General features: G+C 64.9%; 20 protein-coding genes. 8 read left to right on the top strand and 12 right to left on the bottom strand.

From position 1 onward, the window contains the following. The first annotated feature begins 14 nt into the window (after positions 1-14). Positions 15-1,370 carry a hypothetical protein gene (locus AB0P23_RS12330; RefSeq protein ID WP_032373822.1) on the top strand — a complete coding sequence of 452 codons (1,356 nt, stop codon included), beginning with the start codon at positions 15-17 and terminating at the stop codon, positions 1,368-1,370. Beyond that, on the top strand, positions 1,367-2,476 hold the full coding sequence (locus AB0P23_RS12325; protein WP_363797731.1) for a hypothetical protein: 1,110 nt from the start codon (positions 1,367-1,369) through the stop codon (positions 2,474-2,476). Before AB0P23_RS12330 ends, AB0P23_RS12325 begins: the two co-directional genes overlap by 4 nt. 28 nt (positions 2,477-2,504) lie before the next feature. Here AB0P23_RS12325 and AB0P23_RS12320 read toward each other — a convergent pair whose 3' ends face one another. Together AB0P23_RS12320 and AB0P23_RS12315 are read right to left on the bottom strand one after the other, a co-directional pair. Further along, the gene (locus AB0P23_RS12320; protein ID WP_052053276.1) at positions 2,505-2,765 is read right to left on the bottom strand and encodes a hypothetical protein; all 261 of its coding nucleotides are present in this window, start codon (positions 2,763-2,765) and stop codon (positions 2,505-2,507) included. A gap of 118 nt (positions 2,766-2,883) precedes the next feature. Then, entirely contained in the window at positions 2,884-3,417 is a 534-nt protein-coding gene (locus AB0P23_RS12315) for a CGNR zinc finger domain-containing protein (RefSeq protein ID WP_363797730.1), read from the bottom strand. Between the two features lie 39 nt (positions 3,418-3,456). Between AB0P23_RS12315 and AB0P23_RS12310 the strand changes: the two genes are divergently transcribed. Next, a complete protein-coding gene (locus AB0P23_RS12310; RefSeq protein ID WP_032373824.1) occupies positions 3,457-4,458 on the top strand; it encodes a DMT family transporter in 1,002 nt (333 codons plus the stop codon). Between the two features lie 7 nt (positions 4,459-4,465). Here the strand turns inward: AB0P23_RS12310 and AB0P23_RS12305 are convergent, their stop codons facing one another. Next, positions 4,466-5,110: a TetR/AcrR family transcriptional regulator gene (locus AB0P23_RS12305; RefSeq protein ID WP_363797729.1), complete on the bottom strand. Its 645-nt coding sequence runs from the start codon at positions 5,108-5,110 to the stop codon at positions 4,466-4,468. Between the two features lie 72 nt (positions 5,111-5,182). Here AB0P23_RS12305 and AB0P23_RS12300 point away from each other — a divergent pair, with 72 nt between their 5' ends. Genes AB0P23_RS12300 through AB0P23_RS12290 form a run of 3 tightly spaced genes read left to right on the top strand, consistent with a single transcriptional unit; the run spans position 5,183 to position 8,262 of the window. Next, the gene (locus tag AB0P23_RS12300) at positions 5,183-6,049 is read left to right on the top strand and encodes an SDR family oxidoreductase (RefSeq protein ID WP_032364730.1); all 867 of its coding nucleotides are present in this window, start codon (positions 5,183-5,185) and stop codon (positions 6,047-6,049) included. A gap of 25 nt (positions 6,050-6,074) precedes the next feature. Next, a complete protein-coding gene (locus tag AB0P23_RS12295) occupies positions 6,075-7,565 on the top strand; it encodes an NAD(P)/FAD-dependent oxidoreductase (RefSeq protein WP_310182203.1) in 1,491 nt (496 codons plus the stop codon). 37 nt (positions 7,566-7,602) lie between these two features. Then, the gene (locus tag AB0P23_RS12290; RefSeq protein ID WP_094715197.1) at positions 7,603-8,262 is read left to right on the top strand and encodes an NAD(P)-binding domain-containing protein; all 660 of its coding nucleotides are present in this window, start codon (positions 7,603-7,605) and stop codon (positions 8,260-8,262) included. A gap of 23 nt (positions 8,263-8,285) precedes the next feature. On the opposite strand, the gene AB0P23_RS12285 is transcribed toward AB0P23_RS12290, so the two are convergent. The 5 genes from AB0P23_RS12285 to AB0P23_RS12265 form a co-directional block, all read right to left on the bottom strand. Continuing rightward, positions 8,286-8,567, bottom strand: a complete 282-nt coding sequence (locus AB0P23_RS12285) for a protealysin inhibitor emfourin (RefSeq protein ID WP_196249541.1) — start codon at positions 8,565-8,567, stop codon at positions 8,286-8,288. Positions 8,568-8,576: 9 nt separating this feature from the next. Continuing rightward, positions 8,577-9,650, bottom strand: a complete 1,074-nt coding sequence (locus AB0P23_RS12280) for a M4 family metallopeptidase (protein ID WP_363797726.1) — start codon at positions 9,648-9,650, stop codon at positions 8,577-8,579. Between the two features lie 90 nt (positions 9,651-9,740). Next, entirely contained in the window at positions 9,741-10,490 is a 750-nt protein-coding gene (locus tag AB0P23_RS12275; RefSeq protein WP_363797725.1) for a 5'/3'-nucleotidase SurE, read from the bottom strand. Continuing rightward, positions 10,487-11,440 carry a PfkB family carbohydrate kinase gene (locus tag AB0P23_RS12270; protein ID WP_363797723.1) on the bottom strand — a complete coding sequence of 318 codons (954 nt, stop codon included), beginning with the start codon at positions 11,438-11,440 and terminating at the stop codon, positions 10,487-10,489. Before AB0P23_RS12270 ends, AB0P23_RS12275 begins: the two co-directional genes overlap by 4 nt. 57 nt (positions 11,441-11,497) lie before the next feature. Beyond that, positions 11,498-13,171 (bottom strand): phospholipase D-like domain-containing protein, encoded by a 1,674-nt coding sequence (locus tag AB0P23_RS12265; protein WP_032399650.1) that lies wholly within the window; start codon positions 13,169-13,171, stop codon positions 11,498-11,500. Positions 13,172-13,225: 54 nt separating this feature from the next. Here AB0P23_RS12265 and AB0P23_RS12260 point away from each other — a divergent pair, with 54 nt between their 5' ends. Further along, the gene (locus tag AB0P23_RS12260) at positions 13,226-14,074 is read left to right on the top strand and encodes an aldo/keto reductase (protein WP_027494425.1); all 849 of its coding nucleotides are present in this window, start codon (positions 13,226-13,228) and stop codon (positions 14,072-14,074) included. A gap of 72 nt (positions 14,075-14,146) precedes the next feature. On the opposite strand, the gene AB0P23_RS12255 is transcribed toward AB0P23_RS12260, so the two are convergent. Continuing rightward, entirely contained in the window at positions 14,147-14,785 is a 639-nt protein-coding gene (locus AB0P23_RS12255) for a 3-oxoacid CoA-transferase subunit B (RefSeq protein WP_027494424.1), read from the bottom strand. Beyond that, entirely contained in the window at positions 14,782-15,543 is a 762-nt protein-coding gene (locus tag AB0P23_RS12250) for a CoA transferase subunit A (protein WP_283550640.1), read from the bottom strand. The genes AB0P23_RS12255 and AB0P23_RS12250 overlap by 4 nt, the downstream gene beginning before the upstream one ends. Before the next feature lie 141 nt (positions 15,544-15,684). Between AB0P23_RS12250 and AB0P23_RS12245 the strand changes: the two genes are divergently transcribed. Then, positions 15,685-16,467, top strand: a complete 783-nt coding sequence (locus AB0P23_RS12245; RefSeq protein ID WP_283550639.1) for an IclR family transcriptional regulator — start codon at positions 15,685-15,687, stop codon at positions 16,465-16,467. Here AB0P23_RS12245 and AB0P23_RS12240 read toward each other — a convergent pair. Together AB0P23_RS12240 and AB0P23_RS12235 are read right to left on the bottom strand one after the other, a co-directional pair. Continuing rightward, entirely contained in the window at positions 16,464-16,718 is a 255-nt protein-coding gene (locus AB0P23_RS12240; RefSeq protein ID WP_032364511.1) for a hypothetical protein, read from the bottom strand. The two genes, AB0P23_RS12245 and AB0P23_RS12240, sit on opposite strands and share 4 nt — an antisense overlap. A gap of 9 nt (positions 16,719-16,727) precedes the next feature. Continuing rightward, on the bottom strand, positions 16,728-17,693 hold the full coding sequence (locus tag AB0P23_RS12235) for a bile acid:sodium symporter (RefSeq protein WP_283542130.1): 966 nt from the start codon (positions 17,691-17,693) through the stop codon (positions 16,728-16,730). Positions 17,694-17,779: the final 86 nt, after the last annotated feature.

Below are 17,779 nucleotides of genomic sequence, written 5' to 3'. Positions count from 1 at the left end.
TGTAGTGTCGTCTCGTGCGCGAAGGTAGAAGACACAACGCCGTCATCGACGTATCCGTCATCGTCACGGTGGTCGCACTCGGTGTCGTTGCGGCCGGACTGCTGCATTCGCCGGAAAGTGAACTGCCGCCCGGAAATGCTGTGTCATCCGGAGAGGCCGCGCGCGACGGTGACTACTCCATCGTCTCCGAGCCTGTCGAGTATCCGGCCGACATTCCGGGGTGCTCCGAGGTCGAGCCACCCCCGCCCAGTGAGGATGGGCGCCTCATCTCGGTCATCGGGAGTCAGGCTCCGTCCTACGACAATCCTGCCTACCCGTGGTTGACCGCGAGCAAGGCGGGAGCGATGACCGACGCTCTCGTGGGCGCACTTCCAGCGGATGTCACCGTGAAGTTGGCCGCCCCATCCCAGTCGCTGACCTTCCAACCGGTGGACGACTTCGGCGGTAATGTGCCGGAGGGCCTCGAGGCAAGCACCAGTGCCCGCGGCGACCTGACTCGCGCGGGGGTGTCTGCGTTTTCCAGCGTCGATGTTCGACCGTCGTCGACGGGGATTCCGGCCTGTGTCGCAGGCGTTCTCGACGCCCGCACCACCGAGCCCGACGGAACGGTGGTCGATACCGACGACAGTTGGTACGAGATCGGCGGTGACCGCACGAACAGTCGCAGAGCGACGGCGTATCACCCGGACGGAACTCTGGTCACCGCGAATCTTAGTACTACCGTCGGTCCCGAATTTCCCTTGGACACATCCGAGTTGACCCGAATCGCGGCGCTGCCGGGCCTCCGAGTCGGTTCGCCTGCACCGGCGGGAAGCGCTGCGCCGCGCCAGGATTGCTCGGTCTCGCTCGCAGGGGAGGCGACAGCGGTGGATATCGACGAGGTGTCCTTGGACGCCGCGAACGAGGCGTTGACGACAACGTGGCAGGCGCTATCCGACGCGCCCGTCCTGAACCGGCCGATCGGGTCACTGGTACCCGATCGCACGGGCAGGGGTGCCTGTACGGACATCGACGTAGTGAACTCCGATGTAGCGCTGTCGATTTCTGCGTCCTCCGGCGCGGCACTCCCGGTGGCGAGGGACCCCTACGATCCGGAAAATGCGTACGAACCTGTTGTCGAGTTGCGAACACTGCCCGACGGTTCGGTGCTCGAATCGTACGACGTCGATCTGTCGAGCAGCATGACCGCGGAGGACGGAACCATGCGGTTGGCGAGGTCGGTCACGCTGACGCGACCGTCCGGCGTGCAGGTGTCGGTTCGGTCGACGGCGGATTTCGTTCCTGGCGGGGGCCGTTCGACACGGCCGGAACCGCTGCCATTCGAGCTACTGGATGCAGTCGCCCAAGCTCCGATCACGGAGTGGCCGTGAAGGATTCGACGACACGCACTGTTCTCGCTGCAGCCGCGGTGACGGTGGCAGTGGTATCCGTCGCCGCGGCTGCGGTCGTGCTGGTGAATGTGGACGTGTCCGTAAAGCCGTCGATGGACGATGCAACGACGTCGGCGTTCGACGAGATGCCGACGTTCTCGGAGGAGACGGAGACAATTGAGGTGCCGGCTGGGCCGGCGCTCGAGCCCAGCTCGCGGATCGACGCAGAGACCGTCTACGGCAGGCAATTCGCTGCATTCCGTTCGCCGACCGCAAGTTTGACGTTCGATCTCGGGGTCACGGGCGTGATCGACGCCGGCGATGTTCTCGTCACCGCAATGGGCCTGCCGAATCCACGGTCGTCTTCGCTCGATGCAGTCGAGTTCGTGGCCCTCGATGCCGACGACGGCAGTGTGCGATGGAAGGCGTCGCCCGGAACAGTCGACGTATGCGCGAGCGTTCCCGTTCAGAGCGAGATCGTCTGTCTCGACACGTATTCCGATGTGCAGTCCCTCGTCACTATCGGTACGAACGACGGGGTGGTGAAGCGGATACCGGTCCCCGAGGACTGGTACGTCTACGCGATCGAGAGCGACGGGACATCGGTGCTGTTGTTGGAAGGCAGCCCTGAGGACGGCGAATCCGTGTTGCACGGCGGGTCGGTGAATGTACTCGACCGAATGTGGACGCTACCGATCACCACATCCATGGGGTGGGAGGGCCTGAGTGGCACAGTGATTCACACGGCCGACGGGCGAGGCGTCGTGACGATGGGCGGAGAGGCGACATTTTTCGATCCGACCACCGGAGCACCCGTCGGGGGTCTCGACATGACCTCGGATGACACCGTCGTCGACTCCACCGGCGCTACTGTCTGGGAGTTGCCGGATCCGTTCGATACGGACAAGGTCATCGGCAACACTCGTTATTCGATCGACGGTCCGGCGTATGTCGCAACCACGGATTCCGGTGACGTGCGATGGCATTGGACCATCCCGGCTGGATCCGATGGGTTCACCGACAGCGGCACCATCGCCCAGACGCGGTCGGGTGTGTTCTTCCTCGGAACCGATTCGATGGTTCGTCTCGAATCGGTTCCGAGTTGACGCCGAGCAGCACTACCGTGCGGCAGTGCTATTCCCGGTGCGGAGTGCGCTCACCGGTGTTCGGGTCCACGTCGAACAGTTGATCGGTGTTGTCGGGGGAGTAGACGACGGTGTCGACTTCCCGCGCGCGTCGTCGGGCACCGTCGCGAACGGCGAAGAACGCGGCTGCGAACAGTACGACCACGGTGATGCCGGCGACGATCGCCCATCCCTCGAAGCCGCCCGCCAGAGCCGCGATCAGACCGCCCGCGGATGCGATTCCGGCGAAGATCAAGATGACGGCCAGCATGTTCTCGACTGCACGTGCCCAGCTCGTTTTCGAAGGCCTTTTCTCGACCATGGGGATGTTCCTCTCGCTAAGTCTCGTCGCCGAATACCCGAAACCCGGTCGTCTAAGCCCTGCGGTGCTACTGGGCCTTGCGTGCGCGGTACGCGGCGACCGCCGCGCGGTTGCCGCAGGTGGTGCTGCAGAAGCGGCGAGAGCGGTTTCGGGAGAGGTCGAGAACCAGCCCGTTGCAGTCCGGATCGGCGCAGACGTCGAAACGGGAGAGCTCGTCGGCTCGGATGACGTCGATCATGGCCATCGCGGTCTCGACGACGATGCGGGTTGCCAGTGGACTGTCGTCGGCGACGGCATGGATGTGCCAGTCGAGAGTGTCGTGCCGGACCAGTCGGGGCAGGGCCGAGGATTCGGCAAGCAAGCGGTTCACCTCGATCACGGCGTCGTCTCGACTGCTGATGAGCAGTGATCGCAGGGTCGGACGCAGTGCCCGCACAGCCTCGAGCTCGACGTCGTCGCCGTCGAACCGTCCGGAGTAGCCCTGGTCGGTGAAGAAGTCGGCCAGCTCCTCGCGGGTGGTCAGCGTGTCCGGGTCTTCGGCGGAATTGACCAATGCCACGGCGGACAGAAGCGACAGTTCTGCGTCATGAGCAAAAAGCATGTTGACACCTTACCAACTCACTCCCTACTGTCACATGTCATGACGGCTTACACTCATGACGCGCAGGTGGATCGCGCAGCTGCACACGACGCTGCGGCACGGTCGCGTCGACTCTCGGGGCTCGGGTTCGCGCTCCTGTCCGCGGCATCGTTCGGGCTCTCCGGCTCGTTGGCCAAAGGCCTGCTCGATGCCGGCTGGACCGCCGGTGCCGCCGTGACTGCGCGCATCCTGCTCGCGGCAGCGGTGTTGCTGATTCCGTCGATTCTCGCGCTGCGTGGCCGCTGGGGCCTGTTGGCCAAGAATTGGAAGCTGCTCGTGGCCTACGGTGCCTTCGCGGTGGCCGGTTGTCAGCTCGCGTTCTTCAACGCCGTCGGCCGAATGGACGTGGGTGTCGCACTGCTCATCGAATTCACCTCGCCCGTAGCCGTCATCGGCTGGATGTGGTTTCGGCACCAGCAGCGTCCGGGTCGGCTGACGCTGGTCGGTGCGCTGTTGGCCGCAATGGGACTGGTGCTCGTGCTCGACCTGATCTCCGGCGCGGACGTCGACAGCGTCGGCGTGCTGTGGGCGCTCGGCGCGATGGCGGGGGCCGCCGTCTACTGGGTGCTCTCCGCCGACGAGAGCAACGGCTTGCCGCCGATCGTGCTCGCCGGGGGCGGTCTGCTGGCAGGTGGACTCATTCTGCTCGCCGCCGGGCTGGTCGGTATCGTCCCGTTCGCGGCTCCGCTGACCGACGTCACGTTCGTCGATGCCGTTGTGCCGTGGTGGGTTCCGATCATCGGTCTCGGTGTGGTGACCGCCGCGTTGGCGTACGTGCTCGGAATTGCGGCCGGCCGACGCCTCGGCTCGCGGCTGGCGTCGTTCATGGGTCTGATGGAAGTTGTTGCAGCGCTTGTGTTTGCGTGGCTGTTACTCGGCCAGGCTCCGGGGCCGATCCAATTGGCCGGTGGCGCACTGATTCTGCTCGGTGTCGTCGTCGTCAAATCAGGTGAACGCGTCACCTCGGACGAACCGGTGGAGCCGCTGCAGAGCAGAGCATGACAGCTGCTCAGCCGTCGACGCGTCCGAATACGACGGCGGCCAGAATGGTGTGCGCGCTGGCGATCACGGAGTCGAGAGGTTCGCGTTCGGGGGACAGCAACCATTGCTGAGCAATGGTGAGTACCGCGCCCACCAGGCCCATCGCCAGCGTTTTACGGTTCGGCCCGGCCAGTCCTCGGCTGGACCCAACGGTGTCGGCTACCTGTAGCACCGTCGCCGAGAACGAGGTGGTGGTCTTGCGGTACAACGCGTCGACGGTGGGGGATACGCCGAGGATTTCGACGAAGGCGATACGAGCGGACTTCGGTTGCTCGGCGACGAACGTGAAGAATCCGGTCAGGGCTCCTCGGAGCACCTGTTCGCTGGACTCCGTTTCCGAGGCCGCACCGGCGAGGATGCTCTCGCGCATCGCGTCGGTAGCGCGGGCGTAGGTGGCCATCAGCAGGTCTTCGCTGTTGGTGAAGGACTCGTAGAAGTAGCGCTTGGTCAGGCCCGCTTCGGTGCAGACTTTGTCCACAGTCGCCGTTCGGTACCCGGTGGTGCCGAACACTTCGACAGCGGCATCGAGCAGGCGGGTTCGACGCTCCTGCTGCCGCTGCTGCGGGGGAGCTCCGCGATACGTCCTGCCGACGTCACTGTGATGGGTAGTCACAGACAGATCTTGACACCGCTCGGTATCAGATGCAAAGTGTTCGCAGGAATGCATCTCGATCGAGGGGGAGACATGGCGTCATCGACGCTCCGGAACAAGGTCGTTCTGATCACCGGCGCGGCACGAGGAATCGGTGCCGAGACCGCACGTGCGTTGGCAGGTCGTGGAGCCAAGTTGGTACTCGTCGACGTCGACGAGGCCCCGCTGCGCGAGGTCGCGACGCAGCTGAAGGCCGAGGCGTTCGTCGCCGACGTCCGAAATCTGGACGACATGCAGCGCGCCGTCGACGGCGGCATCGCGGCCTACGGAGGCATCGATCTGGTGCTCGCCAATGCGGGAATCGCCAGCTACGGATCGATCCTGCAGGTGGACCCGGCCACGTTCCAGCGCGTCATGGACATCAACGTGATGGGCGTGTTCAACACCGTCCGCGCTGCGTTGCCGTCGCTGATCGAACGCAACGGCTACATCCTCGTCGTCTCCTCGCTGGCCGCGTTCACCCCGTGCCCCGGCTTGGCCGCGTACAACGCCAGCAAGGCCGCAGCCGAGCATTTCGCCAATGCGCTTCGGCTGGAAGTGAACTACCGAGGAGTCGACGTCGGCTCGGCCCACATGGCCTGGATCGATACCCCGATGGTCCAGGACGCGAAGTCCGATCTCACGGCATTCCAGGATTTGCTCGCGGTACTGCCCGGCCCCCTCGGGAAGACGATGACCGTCGAGCAGTGCGTGGATGCGTTCGTCGACGGCCTGGCCAAGCGCAAGCGCCGCGTCTACGTACCGCGGTGGGTGGGTGCGGCGTCCTGGTTCAAGGCCGTCATCACCTCGCGCGTCGGCGATCGCAGCATGTTGGCGCACGTGCCGACGATCCTGCCCAAGATGGACGAAGAAGTAGCGCGTCTCGGTAGGTCCGAGAGCGCCCGCAACAAAATCAGCTGACCCCCCACCGAAGGAATCGTTGCTCATGACTGCCGTACTGACCACTCCCGAGGTCGATGTCCTCATCATCGGTGCCGGCCTGTCCGGGATCGGTGCCGCGCGTCACCTCGGGCACGATCTGCCCGGGAAGACGTACACCATCCTCGAAAGCCGCGGGGCGATCGGTGGCACCTGGGATCTGTTCCGCTATCCCGGTATTCGCTCCGATTCCGACATGTACACCCTCGGGTACAGCTTCAAGCCGTGGACGGGAGAGAAGTCCATCGCCGACGGTTCCGACATCCGTAACTATATTGTCGAAACCGCACGAGAAGCGGGTGTGGACAAGCACATTCGATACCACCACAAGGTCGTCGCCCTCGAATGGTCGTCCGAGCAGCAGTTCTGGACGGTCACGGCGCAGCGCAGCGACACCGACGAGACCGTCACGATCACCGCGTCGTTCGTGTTCTCCTGCAGTGGTTACTACAACTACGACAAGGGTTTCAGCCCGGAGTTCGTCGGCCAGGAGAACTTCGGTGGGCAGGTGATCCACCCGCAGCACTGGCCCGAGGATCTGGATTACGCGGGCAAGAAGGTCGTCGTCATCGGCAGCGGTGCAACGGCGATCACGTTGGCTCCCAACCTCGCTCGTGAGGCCGAGCACGTGACGTTGCTGCAGCGCTCGCCGAGCTACATCCTCTCGCTCCCCTCGAAGGATCCGATTGCGCAGACACTGCGGAAGCGTTTGCCGAAGAAGTTGGCGTACAGCGTGACTCGGCTCAAGAACGTGTCGATGGCCATGTTGATCTTCACGTTGAGCCAGAAGTACCCGGAATTCATGAAGAAGCGGATCCGGAAGATGCAGGAGGGATGGCTGCCGAAGGGATACGACCTCGACACCCACTTCACCCCGTCGTACAACCCGTGGGATCAGCGCCTGTGCCTGGTGCCCGACAACGATCTGTTCCGCTCGATCCGCAAGGACGAGGTCTCGATCGTCACCGATCACATCGACAGCTTCACCGAGACCGGCCTGAAGTTGAAGTCCGGCCAGCACCTCGACGCCGATATCGTCGTCACCGCAACGGGATTGAACCTGTCCGCACTCGGCGGCGCGACCTTCCGCGTCGACGGTAGAGACGTGGATCTGCCCAGCACCATGGCGTACAAGGGCATGATGCTCACCGGAATCCCCAACTTCGCTTTTGTCGTCGGGTACACCAACGCGTCGTGGACGCTCAAAGCCGACATGGTCTCGAACTACGTCATGCGCCTGCTCGCCCACATGGACGAGAACGGATACAGCACCGTCGAGCTCGAACGCGACCCGACCGTGGACGAAGAGCCGTTCCTCGATTTCGCCGCCGGCTACGTGCTGCGGGCCGTGGACAACTTCCCGAGGCAGGGCAGTGAAACTCCGTGGAAGCTGCGGATGAATTACTTCCGCGACCTGCCGGTTCTGCGGTACGGCAAGCTCGTCGACAAGGCGATGAAGTTCGGGCGGCCTCGATCGAAGGTCGCGGTCGCTTCCTGACGGGAATAGATCGAGTCCCTGATCGTTTGTTCCGGACATGAAAATTGGCATCATCGGAAGTGGATTCATCGGTGGAACGCTCGTGCGTCGGTTGACGGCGCTCGGTCACGAGGTTCGATTCTCGAACTCACGCGACCCGGAGACTCTGGCGGAGCTGGCGTCGGAAACCGGAGCGACGGCGGTGTGGGCAGCGGACGCGGCGCAGGATGCGGACCTGGTCATCCTCAGCATCCCGCAGAAGAACGTGCCCGACCTCGCCGCCGGTATCGCCGGCTCACGCAAGCCCGGAGCGCCGATCATCGAAACGAACAACTACTACCCGCAGCAGCGCGACGGTCTGATCGAAGACATCGAAGGCGGCACACCCGAGAGCGTATGGGTGTCGCAGCAGCTCGGTGAGCCGGTGATCAAGGCGTTCAACGGAATTTGGTACAAGCATCTGCTCGAGAAGGGTGTTCCTGCCGGAACCGACAAGCGCATCGCACTGCCGATCGCCGGGGACGACGCCGAGTCGAAGAAGCTGGTGTTCTCGGTGATCGACGAGCTCGGCTTCGACCCGGTCGATGCCGGTTCCCTGGCCGAGTCCTGGCGTCAGCAGCCGGGAACCCCGGTGTACGGCAAGGACTTCGGCGTCGACGACACGGTGAAGGCGTTGGCCGAGGCGTCCCCGGAACGCTCCGCGGAATGGAAAGCTTGAGCAGATCTACTCGAGCCGCTGAACTACCTGACGCGACCCTCGCGGAGTGTTCGCTCCGCGAGGTCGCGTAGCGGCCCGGTCAGGGCCGAATCGCCGACCCGGCACGATTGCTCGCCCACCGACACGTTCCACACGAAGGTGTCGCGGGCCTGCGACTCTGCGGGCTCGGGTGGGGGCGGCTCAGCGAGGTACGGGCGCGCAGCCTCGACCAGCGACTGCCATTCCGGCTCGTCGGTTTCGACCACTCCGCGTCTGGACATCCCGGCGATCCCACCGGTTCGCAGTACCTCGATGCGCAGGCTCATGCCCCTCGATCACACCCGATCGTCGCTCGGCTCCCGTGTTGACTGAACTCCCACGGTAGACCAACCGGTGGCCACGGCCCGGGAGACGTCGGAATCCGTGCCGAATCGCTTCTGCGCTGCGAGCAGCGTCGCCGCGGAGAAACCGGCGAAGTCGACCGTTGGTTCCAGGCCCCCGACGGTCATCGTGTCGAACCAGACCTGCCCGACGCGATCCCATGCCGGGCCACCCAACGTGGTTGCGGCGACGGCGAACGCGCGGTTGGGAATGCCCGAGTTGATGTGCACACCGCCGTCGTCCTCGGTGGTGACGACGAAGTCGTCCATGCTCGCCGGCTGTGGGTCCTTGCCGAGTACATCGTCGTCGTACGCGGTGCCGGGCTCGAGGAGCGAGCGCAGCGCCTTGCCCTGCACCGCGGGCAGGAACAGGCCTTCACCGATCAACCACGACGCGTCCTCGGCGTTCTGCTTCGCGGTGTACTGCTCCACGAGTGCACCGAACACGTCGGAGATGGACTCGTTCAGTGCGCCGGCCTGGTCCTTGTATTCGAGCGGGGTGGTGTACTGCGTGAAACCGTGCGAGAGCTCGTGCGCGATGACGCCCAGAGAAACGGTGAAGCGGGCGAACACTTCGCCGTCACCGTCGCCGAACACCATGCGAGAGCCGTCCCAGAACGCGTTGTCGTAGTCCCGGCCGTAATGCACCGTCGCATCGAGGGGCAGGCCGCTGCCGTCGAGACTCGAGTAGCCGTACACCTCGTCGAAGAACGCGTAGGTGGCACCGAGGCCGTCGTATGCCTCGTCGGTCGCAGCATCGCCGGTGGGATCCTCGCCCTCGGCGCGAACCTGCTGACCCGGGAGGTCGCGGGTCGCTTTGGCATCGGAGATGGTGCGTTCGAGGGTGCCGCCGGTCCGCGGTGCGATGGCGGTACGTGCCTGGACGACCTCTCGGCCCGCCCGCATCTCGCGGTCGGCCAGCAGAGTCGCGCGTGCACCGGCTCCCTGTAGACGCTCGAGCAGAAACGGTGGAACTACGCCATGCGAGTGGAGCCTGCGGAACGATCCGGAATCGGTATCTGTCGTCACGTGCGGTGACCCCCTAGGTCCGTTGCATGTGCGGTGATGATTCCCAGTGTGCCCGAGGGCACCGACACATTCGGGTCCACCGCACCGAGCTCACTCATGCAGCGTCGACAGATCGATACTGTCCACCTCGCTCGGGGGACGCAGCGCGGTGACGGTCGCCCAGTTCCGGGCCAGCAGGGAAGCGTCGGAGTCGTCGTCCTCGGCGTGGATCTGGTCGAACCGGACGGTGGCGAAATCTTCTCCGCGATCGCCTATTTCGGCCTGCACCGCGCCGTATCGAGCCAGCGAGGCCGGAACGATCCCGGCGAAATCCGGCCGTGGAACGTCGGGAATGTTGACGTTGACGACGGCATCGACGGTCAGATGCGAGATCATCCATGTCACCGCCAGATGCGCGACGTGTTCGGCGGTGTCCCAGTGCGACGGCCGGGTGGCGAGCGACGACAGCGCCATGGCGGGAACCCCGTGCGTCAATGCGGTCAGCGCCGCGCCCACCGTGCCCGAATGCAGTACGGCCGCACCGGTATTGGGGCCGTGATTGATGCCGGAGAGGACCACGTCGGGTGGAGCGCCGAAGGCACCTCGGGTGGCGACGAACGCGATGAGGGCCGGTGAGGCCTGTACCGCATACACTTCGACACCGCGCAGCCCCTCGATCTCGGTTCGCTCGATACCGAGGTGATCGTCGACGCCCATCCCCGTCAACGATGCACTGGCACCGCTGCGTTCTTCATGGGGAGCGGCCACCACGACGTCGAGGCCGGCGTCGAGCGCGACCCGCGCCAGCAGCGCGATGCCTGCGCTGTCCACACCGTCGTCGTTGGTGATCAGCGCCCTCATTTCGTGCCCGCCTTGCCGTACGGACGCACGTCGACCGATTCGGTGAGTCCGAGAACCAGGTCTTTTCGGCCGCTACCGAGGCCGCGACGGGTGACGTTGGCGGTGCCCGCGCCGCCGCCCAGGCGGAGCGCCTCCGGCATCGACATTCCCTGGGCGATTCCGGCGGCGATGCCGGCGCTCATCGAATCGCCTGCGCCGTGGTGGTCGACCATCTGCAGACCCGGAGTGACGATTTCGAGTACGTCGCCTTCTACCAGGGCCAAGGCGGGGTCTCCCGCTCGGGAGATCACAACCACCTCGGCACCGTCGTCGTGCATCTTTCGCATCGCATCGATCAGGTGCTTCGGGTCCTCGGACTCGGCTCCGCCGTCGGAAATGAGGTCCTCGTGGCTGACCTTGAGCACCGTGAGACCGCCGGCGAGGGCGGCCAGCATGGTGGGGCCCGACAGGTCGGCGACCACCGGGACCTCGAGTGCGCGCAGGTCGGCACACAGCCGCTCGTACACCTCCGCAGGCACGATGTTGTCGGCGTGCGGACCGCCGAGAATCGCCACGTCGCTGCGGGCACCGGTGGCCAGTGCCGCGCCGAACAGGTCGTCGAGCGCGTGCCTGGCCAGCGGCGGCGGATCGACCGTGGCCAGTACCTCGCGCTCTCCGCTGCGGCGATCGTGCACGTAGGAGCCGCTTTCCTGGCCGATGTCGACGGAGACGACGGAGATGCCCTCGTTCTCGACGATGCCCCGCAATACGGCACCGATCTCGCCGCCGAACACCCCGGCGAGGGTGACATCGAGACCCAGCACCGACGCCATCCTGGCGATCCAGTGACCCTGACCGCCCGCGTGTACGTGCAGTTCGGTACTGCCGTTGGGGGCAGCGTCGAGGGTCACCGTCAGTAGTGGGGACGGCGCGAAGACGAGCGCGCTCGGTGCGCGAGAGGAGGTGGACATCGTGAGCGAATGCCCGATATGTCAGGTCCGAAACAGCTACAACTCGAAAACGTGGACTCAGAATCGACGACGCAGGCGCATCCCGATAGGGCGTCCGTCGGGGTCGACGAACAACCGGTAGGCGAGTGCGGCAAGTCGCTGCTGCCAGACGGGCGGCACCGTGATCTCGTGCATTCGCAGTCGGCCGACGGGCCGGGGCTTCGCGGACGGGTTGCGGTGCCAGTTGTCCAGGGCCGTCGCGCTCGCCGAGATCACGTCGAAGAACTGCTGCGGGTCGACGAGGTCGGCGTCGTCGCCGTCGGCCCGCCCGAGGTGTTCGCGGATCAGTTCGAGTCTCAGGTGGCGCGCGTGGGTTCTGGCGCCGTCGCCGAGGCCTGCTGGGTCCAAGGGTGCCCGATCGTCGCGCTGCTCGTCGACAATGGCCGCGGTCAGCTCCGAATCATGGGTCCAGGAGCGGCGATTGAAGTTGTCCGACCCCACTGCCGCCCACACGTCGTCGATGATGCAGACCTTCGAGTGCACGTATACCGGTATGCCACGGTCGTTTTCGATGTCGAGTACCAGTACGCGGTCACCGCCGGCTGCGCGGATGACCCCGAGCGCCGCCGAGTGTCCCAGCAGCGCAGAGGGAATGGTCAAGTTACTGTCGTCGTCGAGGTGCTTGGGGACCACCACCACCAGCCGCAGGTTCGGCTTGCGGCGCAGTGCCGCGGCGAACACGCGCGCGACGTCGACGGACCACAGATATTGGTCCTCGATGTAGATCAGCTCGGTGGCACGGTCCAGGGCTTTGGCGTACGCACGGGCCGCGCTGCGCTCGCCTCTCGTCGCGAACGGGTAGGCGGGGCGTCGACGCGGGTAGGTACGCAGCAGCTGAACCGAGCACGTGCCCTGGGGCTCCGGGGCGGCGGCAGCGGGTGGCAACTCCGACGGTTCACGCGTGACTCCGCGCAGGAAATCGGGAATGGCATGCCACGGTAGACGCGAGAGCGCCGCGGGATCTTCCCACCGTTCGCGGAAGACGTCCTCCACATCCCGGACTGCGGGCCCCTCGATCTGCACCTGCACGTCGTGCCACGCCGGAATCTCGCCGTACTCGGGCGGGAAGGGGCGCGAGACGGGATCGCCGAAGTGATCGGCGTCGTCGCGTCGAGCACGGGCCAGATCGATACCGCCCACGAAAGCGACGTCGGGCAAATCAGTCCTGCCGTACCGCACGACCACGAACTTCTGATGGTGGCTCCCGGTGACCAGCACGCGCTGGTCCAGAATGACCTCGCCGCCCGCCTCCTCCAGCCGCAGCGCGAGCTTGCGGTTCTTCGGACCGGTGAAACCGAGGGTCTCCATGTGGGAGCGCCACACCATGCCCTTGACGACGCCACCGCGGTGCGCGACGGCGGCCAGGGCATCCTCGACGGTCACGCCGTCGTCGGTGAGCAGCTGCTCCGGGTCCCCGCGCCAATCGGTGAAGAGCACCAGATCGTCGCGCTCGGTCTGCTCGAGGGCCCGTGCGAGTGCCGCGAAGTACGTCTTGCCGTGCACGAGGTTCTCGACGCGATTGCCCTCGGTCCAGGCCGAAATTCGGGTGTCGTCGTTGCCTCGCTCGGGCGCGGTCAGGAACCATGGGTGCCCCGGATCGAAACTGCGCTCGGGAGCTGTCAGAGCAGAGGTGGACCGACCGAATTTCTCGGCAACTCCGTCTACGACGCGCCGGATGCGCTGCACTATCACGATGGCATTGTTCCACCCGGTTTGAAGGCCACAGTGGGCGGGCACCCCGGCGATATGACTCAGGTACCCAACGTCACGCTCAGAAACGGCAAGCAGATTCCCCAGCTCGGTTTCGGCGTCTTTCAGATCGACGCCGACGAGACCGCGAAGGCCGTCGAAACGGCGCTCGAGATCGGCTACCGACACATCGACACCGCGCAGATGTACGGCAACGAGAAGCAGGTCGGCGAGGGCATTCGCAACTCCGGCATCGACCGCGAATCGGTGTTCGTCACCAGCAAGCTCAACAACGGTTTCCACCGGCCCGACGATGCGCGCTCGGCGTTCGACAAGACGCTCAGCGACCTCGGGACCGACTACGTCGATCTCTTCCTCATCCACTGGCCGCTGCCCACCCGGTACGACGGCGACTTCGTCTCCACGTGGAAGACGTTGGAGGAGTTCGCGGCCGACGGCCGGGCCCGCAACATCGGCGTCTCGAACTTTCAGCCCGCTCACCTCGATCGCCTCGCCGAAGAGACCGAGACGGTCCCCGCGGTGAACCAGATCGAGGTGCACCCGTACTTCGTCAACCACGACGTGTGGGCCTACGGTCGCGAGCATGCCATCCCCACCGAGGCGTGGTCGCCGATCGCTCAGGGCAACGTTCTCGACGACGCGGAACTGAAGCGAATCGCCGACGCCACAGGCAAATCCGTCGCACAGGTGGTGCTGCGCTGGCACATTCAGCGTGGCAACATCATCTTCCCGAAGTCGGTGACACCGGAGCGAGTGAAGGCCAACTTCGACATCTTCGACTTCGAGCTGAGCTCGGCCGACGTCGATGCGATCACTGCACTCGACAAGGGCGAGGAAGGCCGGAACGGTCCGAATCCGGACACGTTCGACATGATTCCGGACTAGAACGTAACACTGTGGGCCCGAACGTCTTCGGACGTTCGGGCCCACAGTGCTGTTCGAACGGCTGTCGGTGCTTCAGTGCTTCAGGGTTGATCCGGTGGCGGCGATGACCTGTTCGGTGGTCACGCCAGGTGCCAGTTCCACCAGCTCTAGCGTGCCGTCGCCGACGACATCGATGACGGCCAGGTTTGTGATGATGCGGTCGACGACGCCCTGGCCGGTCAGCGGCAGGGTGCACGCGTCGAGGATCTTCGGATTGCCGTCGCGGTCGGTGTGTTCCATGACCACGATGACGCGTCGAGCCCCGTGCACCAGGTCCATCGCCCCGCCCATGCCCTTGACCATCTTGCCGGGGACCATCCAGTTGGCGAGGTCGCCGTTACGGGAGACCTGCATGCCGCCGAGGACGGCCGTGTCGATGTGGCCGCCTCGGATCATGCCGAAGCTCAGCGACGAATCGAAGTACGACGCACCGGGATTGACGGTGACGGTCTCCTTGCCGGCATTGATGAGGTTGGCGTCGACCTCGTCCTCGGTGGGGTAGGGGCCGGTGCCGAGGATGCCGTTCTCCGAATGCAGAGTGACGTTCACCTTGTCGGTGAGGTAGCCCGGGATCAGCGTCGGCAAGCCGATGCCGAGGTTGACGTATTCGCCGTCGACCATCTCGGCCGCCGCACGCTCGGCCATCCGGTCTCGGGTCCATCCTGCGGTCATGCTCGAACTCCTGAACTGACGGTGCGCTTTTCGATGCGCTTGTCCTGTGGACCGGTATGTACGACACGTTGGACGAACACTCCGGGAAGATGCACCTGGGCCGGGTCGATTTCGCCCGGCTCGACGAGCTTCTCCACCTGAGCGATGGTGATCCTGCCGGCCATCGCTGCCAGCGGATTGAAGTTCATCGCTGTCTTGTCGAACACGAGATTGCCTGCGGTGTCGCCGATCTTGGCGTGCACGAGAGCGAAGTCGGCGTTGATCGCCTCCTCGAGCACGTAGCGTTTGTTGCCGAACACCCGTGTTTCCTTGGGCGGTGACTCGATCGAGACGGAACCGTCGGCGTTGTAGCGCCACGGCATTCCGCCGTCGGCGATGGGGCTGCCGACCCCGGCGGGGGTGAAGAAAGCGGGAATGCCGGTGCCGCCGGCGCGGAGACGTTCGGCGAGCGTGCCCTGCGGTGTCAGTTCCACTTCGAGTTCGCCGGCGAGGTACTGCCGGGCGAACTCTTTGTTCTCGCCGACGTACGACGCAGTGACGCGGCGAATACGTCCGGCTGCCAACAGAATTCCCAATCCGTAGCCGTCGACGCCGCAGTTGTTGGAGAACACCTCCAATTCGTCCGCGTCGGTGTCGGCGATGGCCTCGATGAGGGCATCGGGGATGCCGCACAGGCCGAAGCCGCCGACCGCGATGGTCGCTCCTCTACCGATGTCCGCCACCGCGTCGGCTGCGGAGTCGTAGGTCTTTCCTGTCACGTGAACTCCTGATGTGTTCGTTGAGCAAACGATGGGTCCAGTGAACTCGACCAGCGCGCATCGCGGCTGTTTTAGGAAATTCTGCTCGAATGTCGAACATGAAGTGCTTCAGCGTCCACTCAGTGGACGTACAGTGGTGCGGTGACTGTGCTCGATGCCAACGCCGGCGTCATCGCCAAAGTGTGTGCTCTGCTGCGTGCCGCCAGTGCGGCGGAGGCGACCGGTACCTCGACCACCGAGTTGGCGAGGTCCGCTGGAGTTGCGCGCCCGACGGCGCATCGGTTGTTGACGGAACTGGCCGACGAGGGATTCGTCGACCGCGATACGGCGACCGGACGGTGGGCACTGGGACCGGAAATCTATCTCCTCGGTTCCATGGCCGCATTGCGCTACGACGTCACCGATCAGGCTCGAAAAATCGTGCAGGACTTGGCAATGCGGAGCGGCGAGAGCGCGTTCCTGTCCGCGTGTCGAGGTGGCGAGACGGTGTGTCTGCTTCGGGTGGAGGGCAGCTTCCCGCTACGGTCGCATGTGCTGTACGAGGGCATCCGATTACCGCTGGGTGTGGCCTCCGCAGGCTTGGCCGTTCTCGCTCATCTCCCGGACCGCGAGGTCGACGACTACCTCGACGGAGTCGATCTGGTGCCCGAGTGGGGAGCCGATCATTCGGAGTCGGCGATTCGCCACCGAATCGAGCTGACGCGGTCCTCGGGCTACGCCGTCAACCCGGCGTTGCTCGTGGAAGGCAGCTGGGGACTGGGCGCAGCGGTGTTCGACCGAGGACGCAGGCCGGCATGGGCGTTGAGTCTGACCGGTGTGGAAACGAGGTTTCGAGAGGACAGACGTCGGGAGCTGGGAAAGATGCTGCTCGACGCGGCGCACCGGCTCACCCTGCAGGTGGGCACCCGTCCCGATCCGATCTAGCCGTCCAGTTCTTCGAGAATGTCTGCGGCATCCTGACTTCCGCCGGCTGCCAGCCGCTGCAGTTCGTCTCGGTCCTCGCGCTCTCCGGCGCGTTCGACGAGCATGTCGACGGCGTCGCTGTTGCCGGCTGCGGCAAGTGAACGCAGATCGTCGACGGTGCCCTGCTCCACCAATTCGTCGATCGCGTCCTGGTCACCGCCCGCAGCCCGTGCACGTAGCGCGGTCAGGTCGGAGGGCGTGGGTTCGGTCATGTTCGGAGTCTAGGTCGCCGGTGCGAGGCGAGGAACGATCCTGACGTACGCGATCATGCCGATCAGCTCCACCAACGTCTGCGTCACCACGACGACTGCGGCGAGAGAAAGGGCCGGCGGCAGCGCGAGCGCCAGAGGCAGCACCACCAGCGAGTTCCGGGTCGCCCCGGAGAAGATCAAAGCCCGGGTCGCGGGTACGTCCTGGCGGGTGACCCGAGCCGTCGCGAGTCCCACGACGGCCATGACGACCAGAAACGCCACGAAGATCGGCACTGCTGCGATCAGCTGAGATGCTTCGCTGCGGACTGCGTCGACTTGGGATGCGACGACGACTGCGAGGGTCGCCATCATGATCGGCACCATCGCCGCTGCCATGGCGTCCATGATGCGAGTGCCGAGGCGTGTGCGTCGTGCCAACCACTGCGTTGCCGCAGCCGATGTCAGTGGCAGCGCGATCAGTAGGACGAACGCCTCGACGAACGGTGCGACGTCGATGATCTTCACCAGGTCGGGTCCGACGAACAACCAGAGATACAGCGGCAAGAAAGCGATCTGCAGCAGCATCAGCAACGGAGCAGCGGCGAGAAGTCGTTCCGATGCCGCCCCGGCCAACCCGCTGAAAACGATGACGTAGTCGATGCACGGAGCCAACAGCACCAGAAGTATCCCGACGAGCACCACTTCGTTACTCGCAACGAACCGGGTCAGTGCGAACACGACGATTGGAACGAGCACGAAATTGAGCACCACGACGCTGAGCAAGAAATTCGTGTCGCGCAGCGATACACCGATGGCGGAGAACGGAACTGCGAGGAACGTCGCGTAGAGCAAGACGATCAGCACCGGATTGATGGCGATCTCGAATGCGGGAGCCGATGCCGGTGCCGCCAACCCGACAACAACTCCGACGGCCAACGCCAATAGGTACAGCGGGATCTGGAACTTCTCCAGCCACGCCACTGCCGAACCGGTCACGTGGTACTCGTCGGTGAAGTGCAGAGGGTGGGCACGTACCGAGGATAGGCGTTGTCGAGTATTCGGGGGATGTGGCTCGGGTACGC

This window comes from Rhodococcus sp. NPDC077669 (assembly GCF_040686915.1).
Taxonomy (GTDB): Bacteria; Actinomycetota; Actinomycetes; order Mycobacteriales; family Mycobacteriaceae; genus Rhodococcoides; species Rhodococcoides fascians.
Note: the sequence above shows the minus strand (reverse complement) of the source record. Positions and strands in the feature narration are given on the sequence as shown.

Coding starts and splice junctions, on each gene's coding strand:
- AB0P23_RS12260 (WP_027494425.1), top strand. CDS start 13,226: ATGACTCAGGTACCCAACGTCACGCTCAGAAACGGCAAGCAGATTCCC.
- AB0P23_RS12275 (WP_363797725.1), bottom strand. CDS start 10,490: ATGAGGGCGCTGATCACCAACGACGACGGTGTGGACAGCGCAGGCATC.
- AB0P23_RS12315 (WP_363797730.1), bottom strand. CDS start 3,417: ATGCTTTTTGCTCATGACGCAGAACTGTCGCTTCTGTCCGCCGTGGCA.
- AB0P23_RS12320 (WP_052053276.1), bottom strand. CDS start 2,765: ATGCTGGCCGTCATCTTGATCTTCGCCGGAATCGCATCCGCGGGCGGT.
- AB0P23_RS12240 (WP_032364511.1), bottom strand. CDS start 16,718: ATGACCGAACCCACGCCCTCCGACCTGACCGCGCTACGTGCACGGGCT.
- AB0P23_RS12270 (WP_363797723.1), bottom strand. CDS start 11,440: ATGTCCACCTCCTCTCGCGCACCGAGCGCGCTCGTCTTCGCGCCGTCC.
- AB0P23_RS12300 (WP_032364730.1), top strand. CDS start 5,183: ATGGCGTCATCGACGCTCCGGAACAAGGTCGTTCTGATCACCGGCGCG.
- AB0P23_RS12295 (WP_310182203.1), top strand. CDS start 6,075: ATGACTGCCGTACTGACCACTCCCGAGGTCGATGTCCTCATCATCGGT.
- AB0P23_RS12255 (WP_027494424.1), bottom strand. CDS start 14,785: ATGACCGCAGGATGGACCCGAGACCGGATGGCCGAGCGTGCGGCGGCC.
- AB0P23_RS12290 (WP_094715197.1), top strand. CDS start 7,603: ATGAAAATTGGCATCATCGGAAGTGGATTCATCGGTGGAACGCTCGTG.
- AB0P23_RS12310 (WP_032373824.1), top strand. CDS start 3,457: ATGACGGCTTACACTCATGACGCGCAGGTGGATCGCGCAGCTGCACAC.
- AB0P23_RS12285 (WP_196249541.1), bottom strand. CDS start 8,567: ATGAGCCTGCGCATCGAGGTACTGCGAACCGGTGGGATCGCCGGGATG.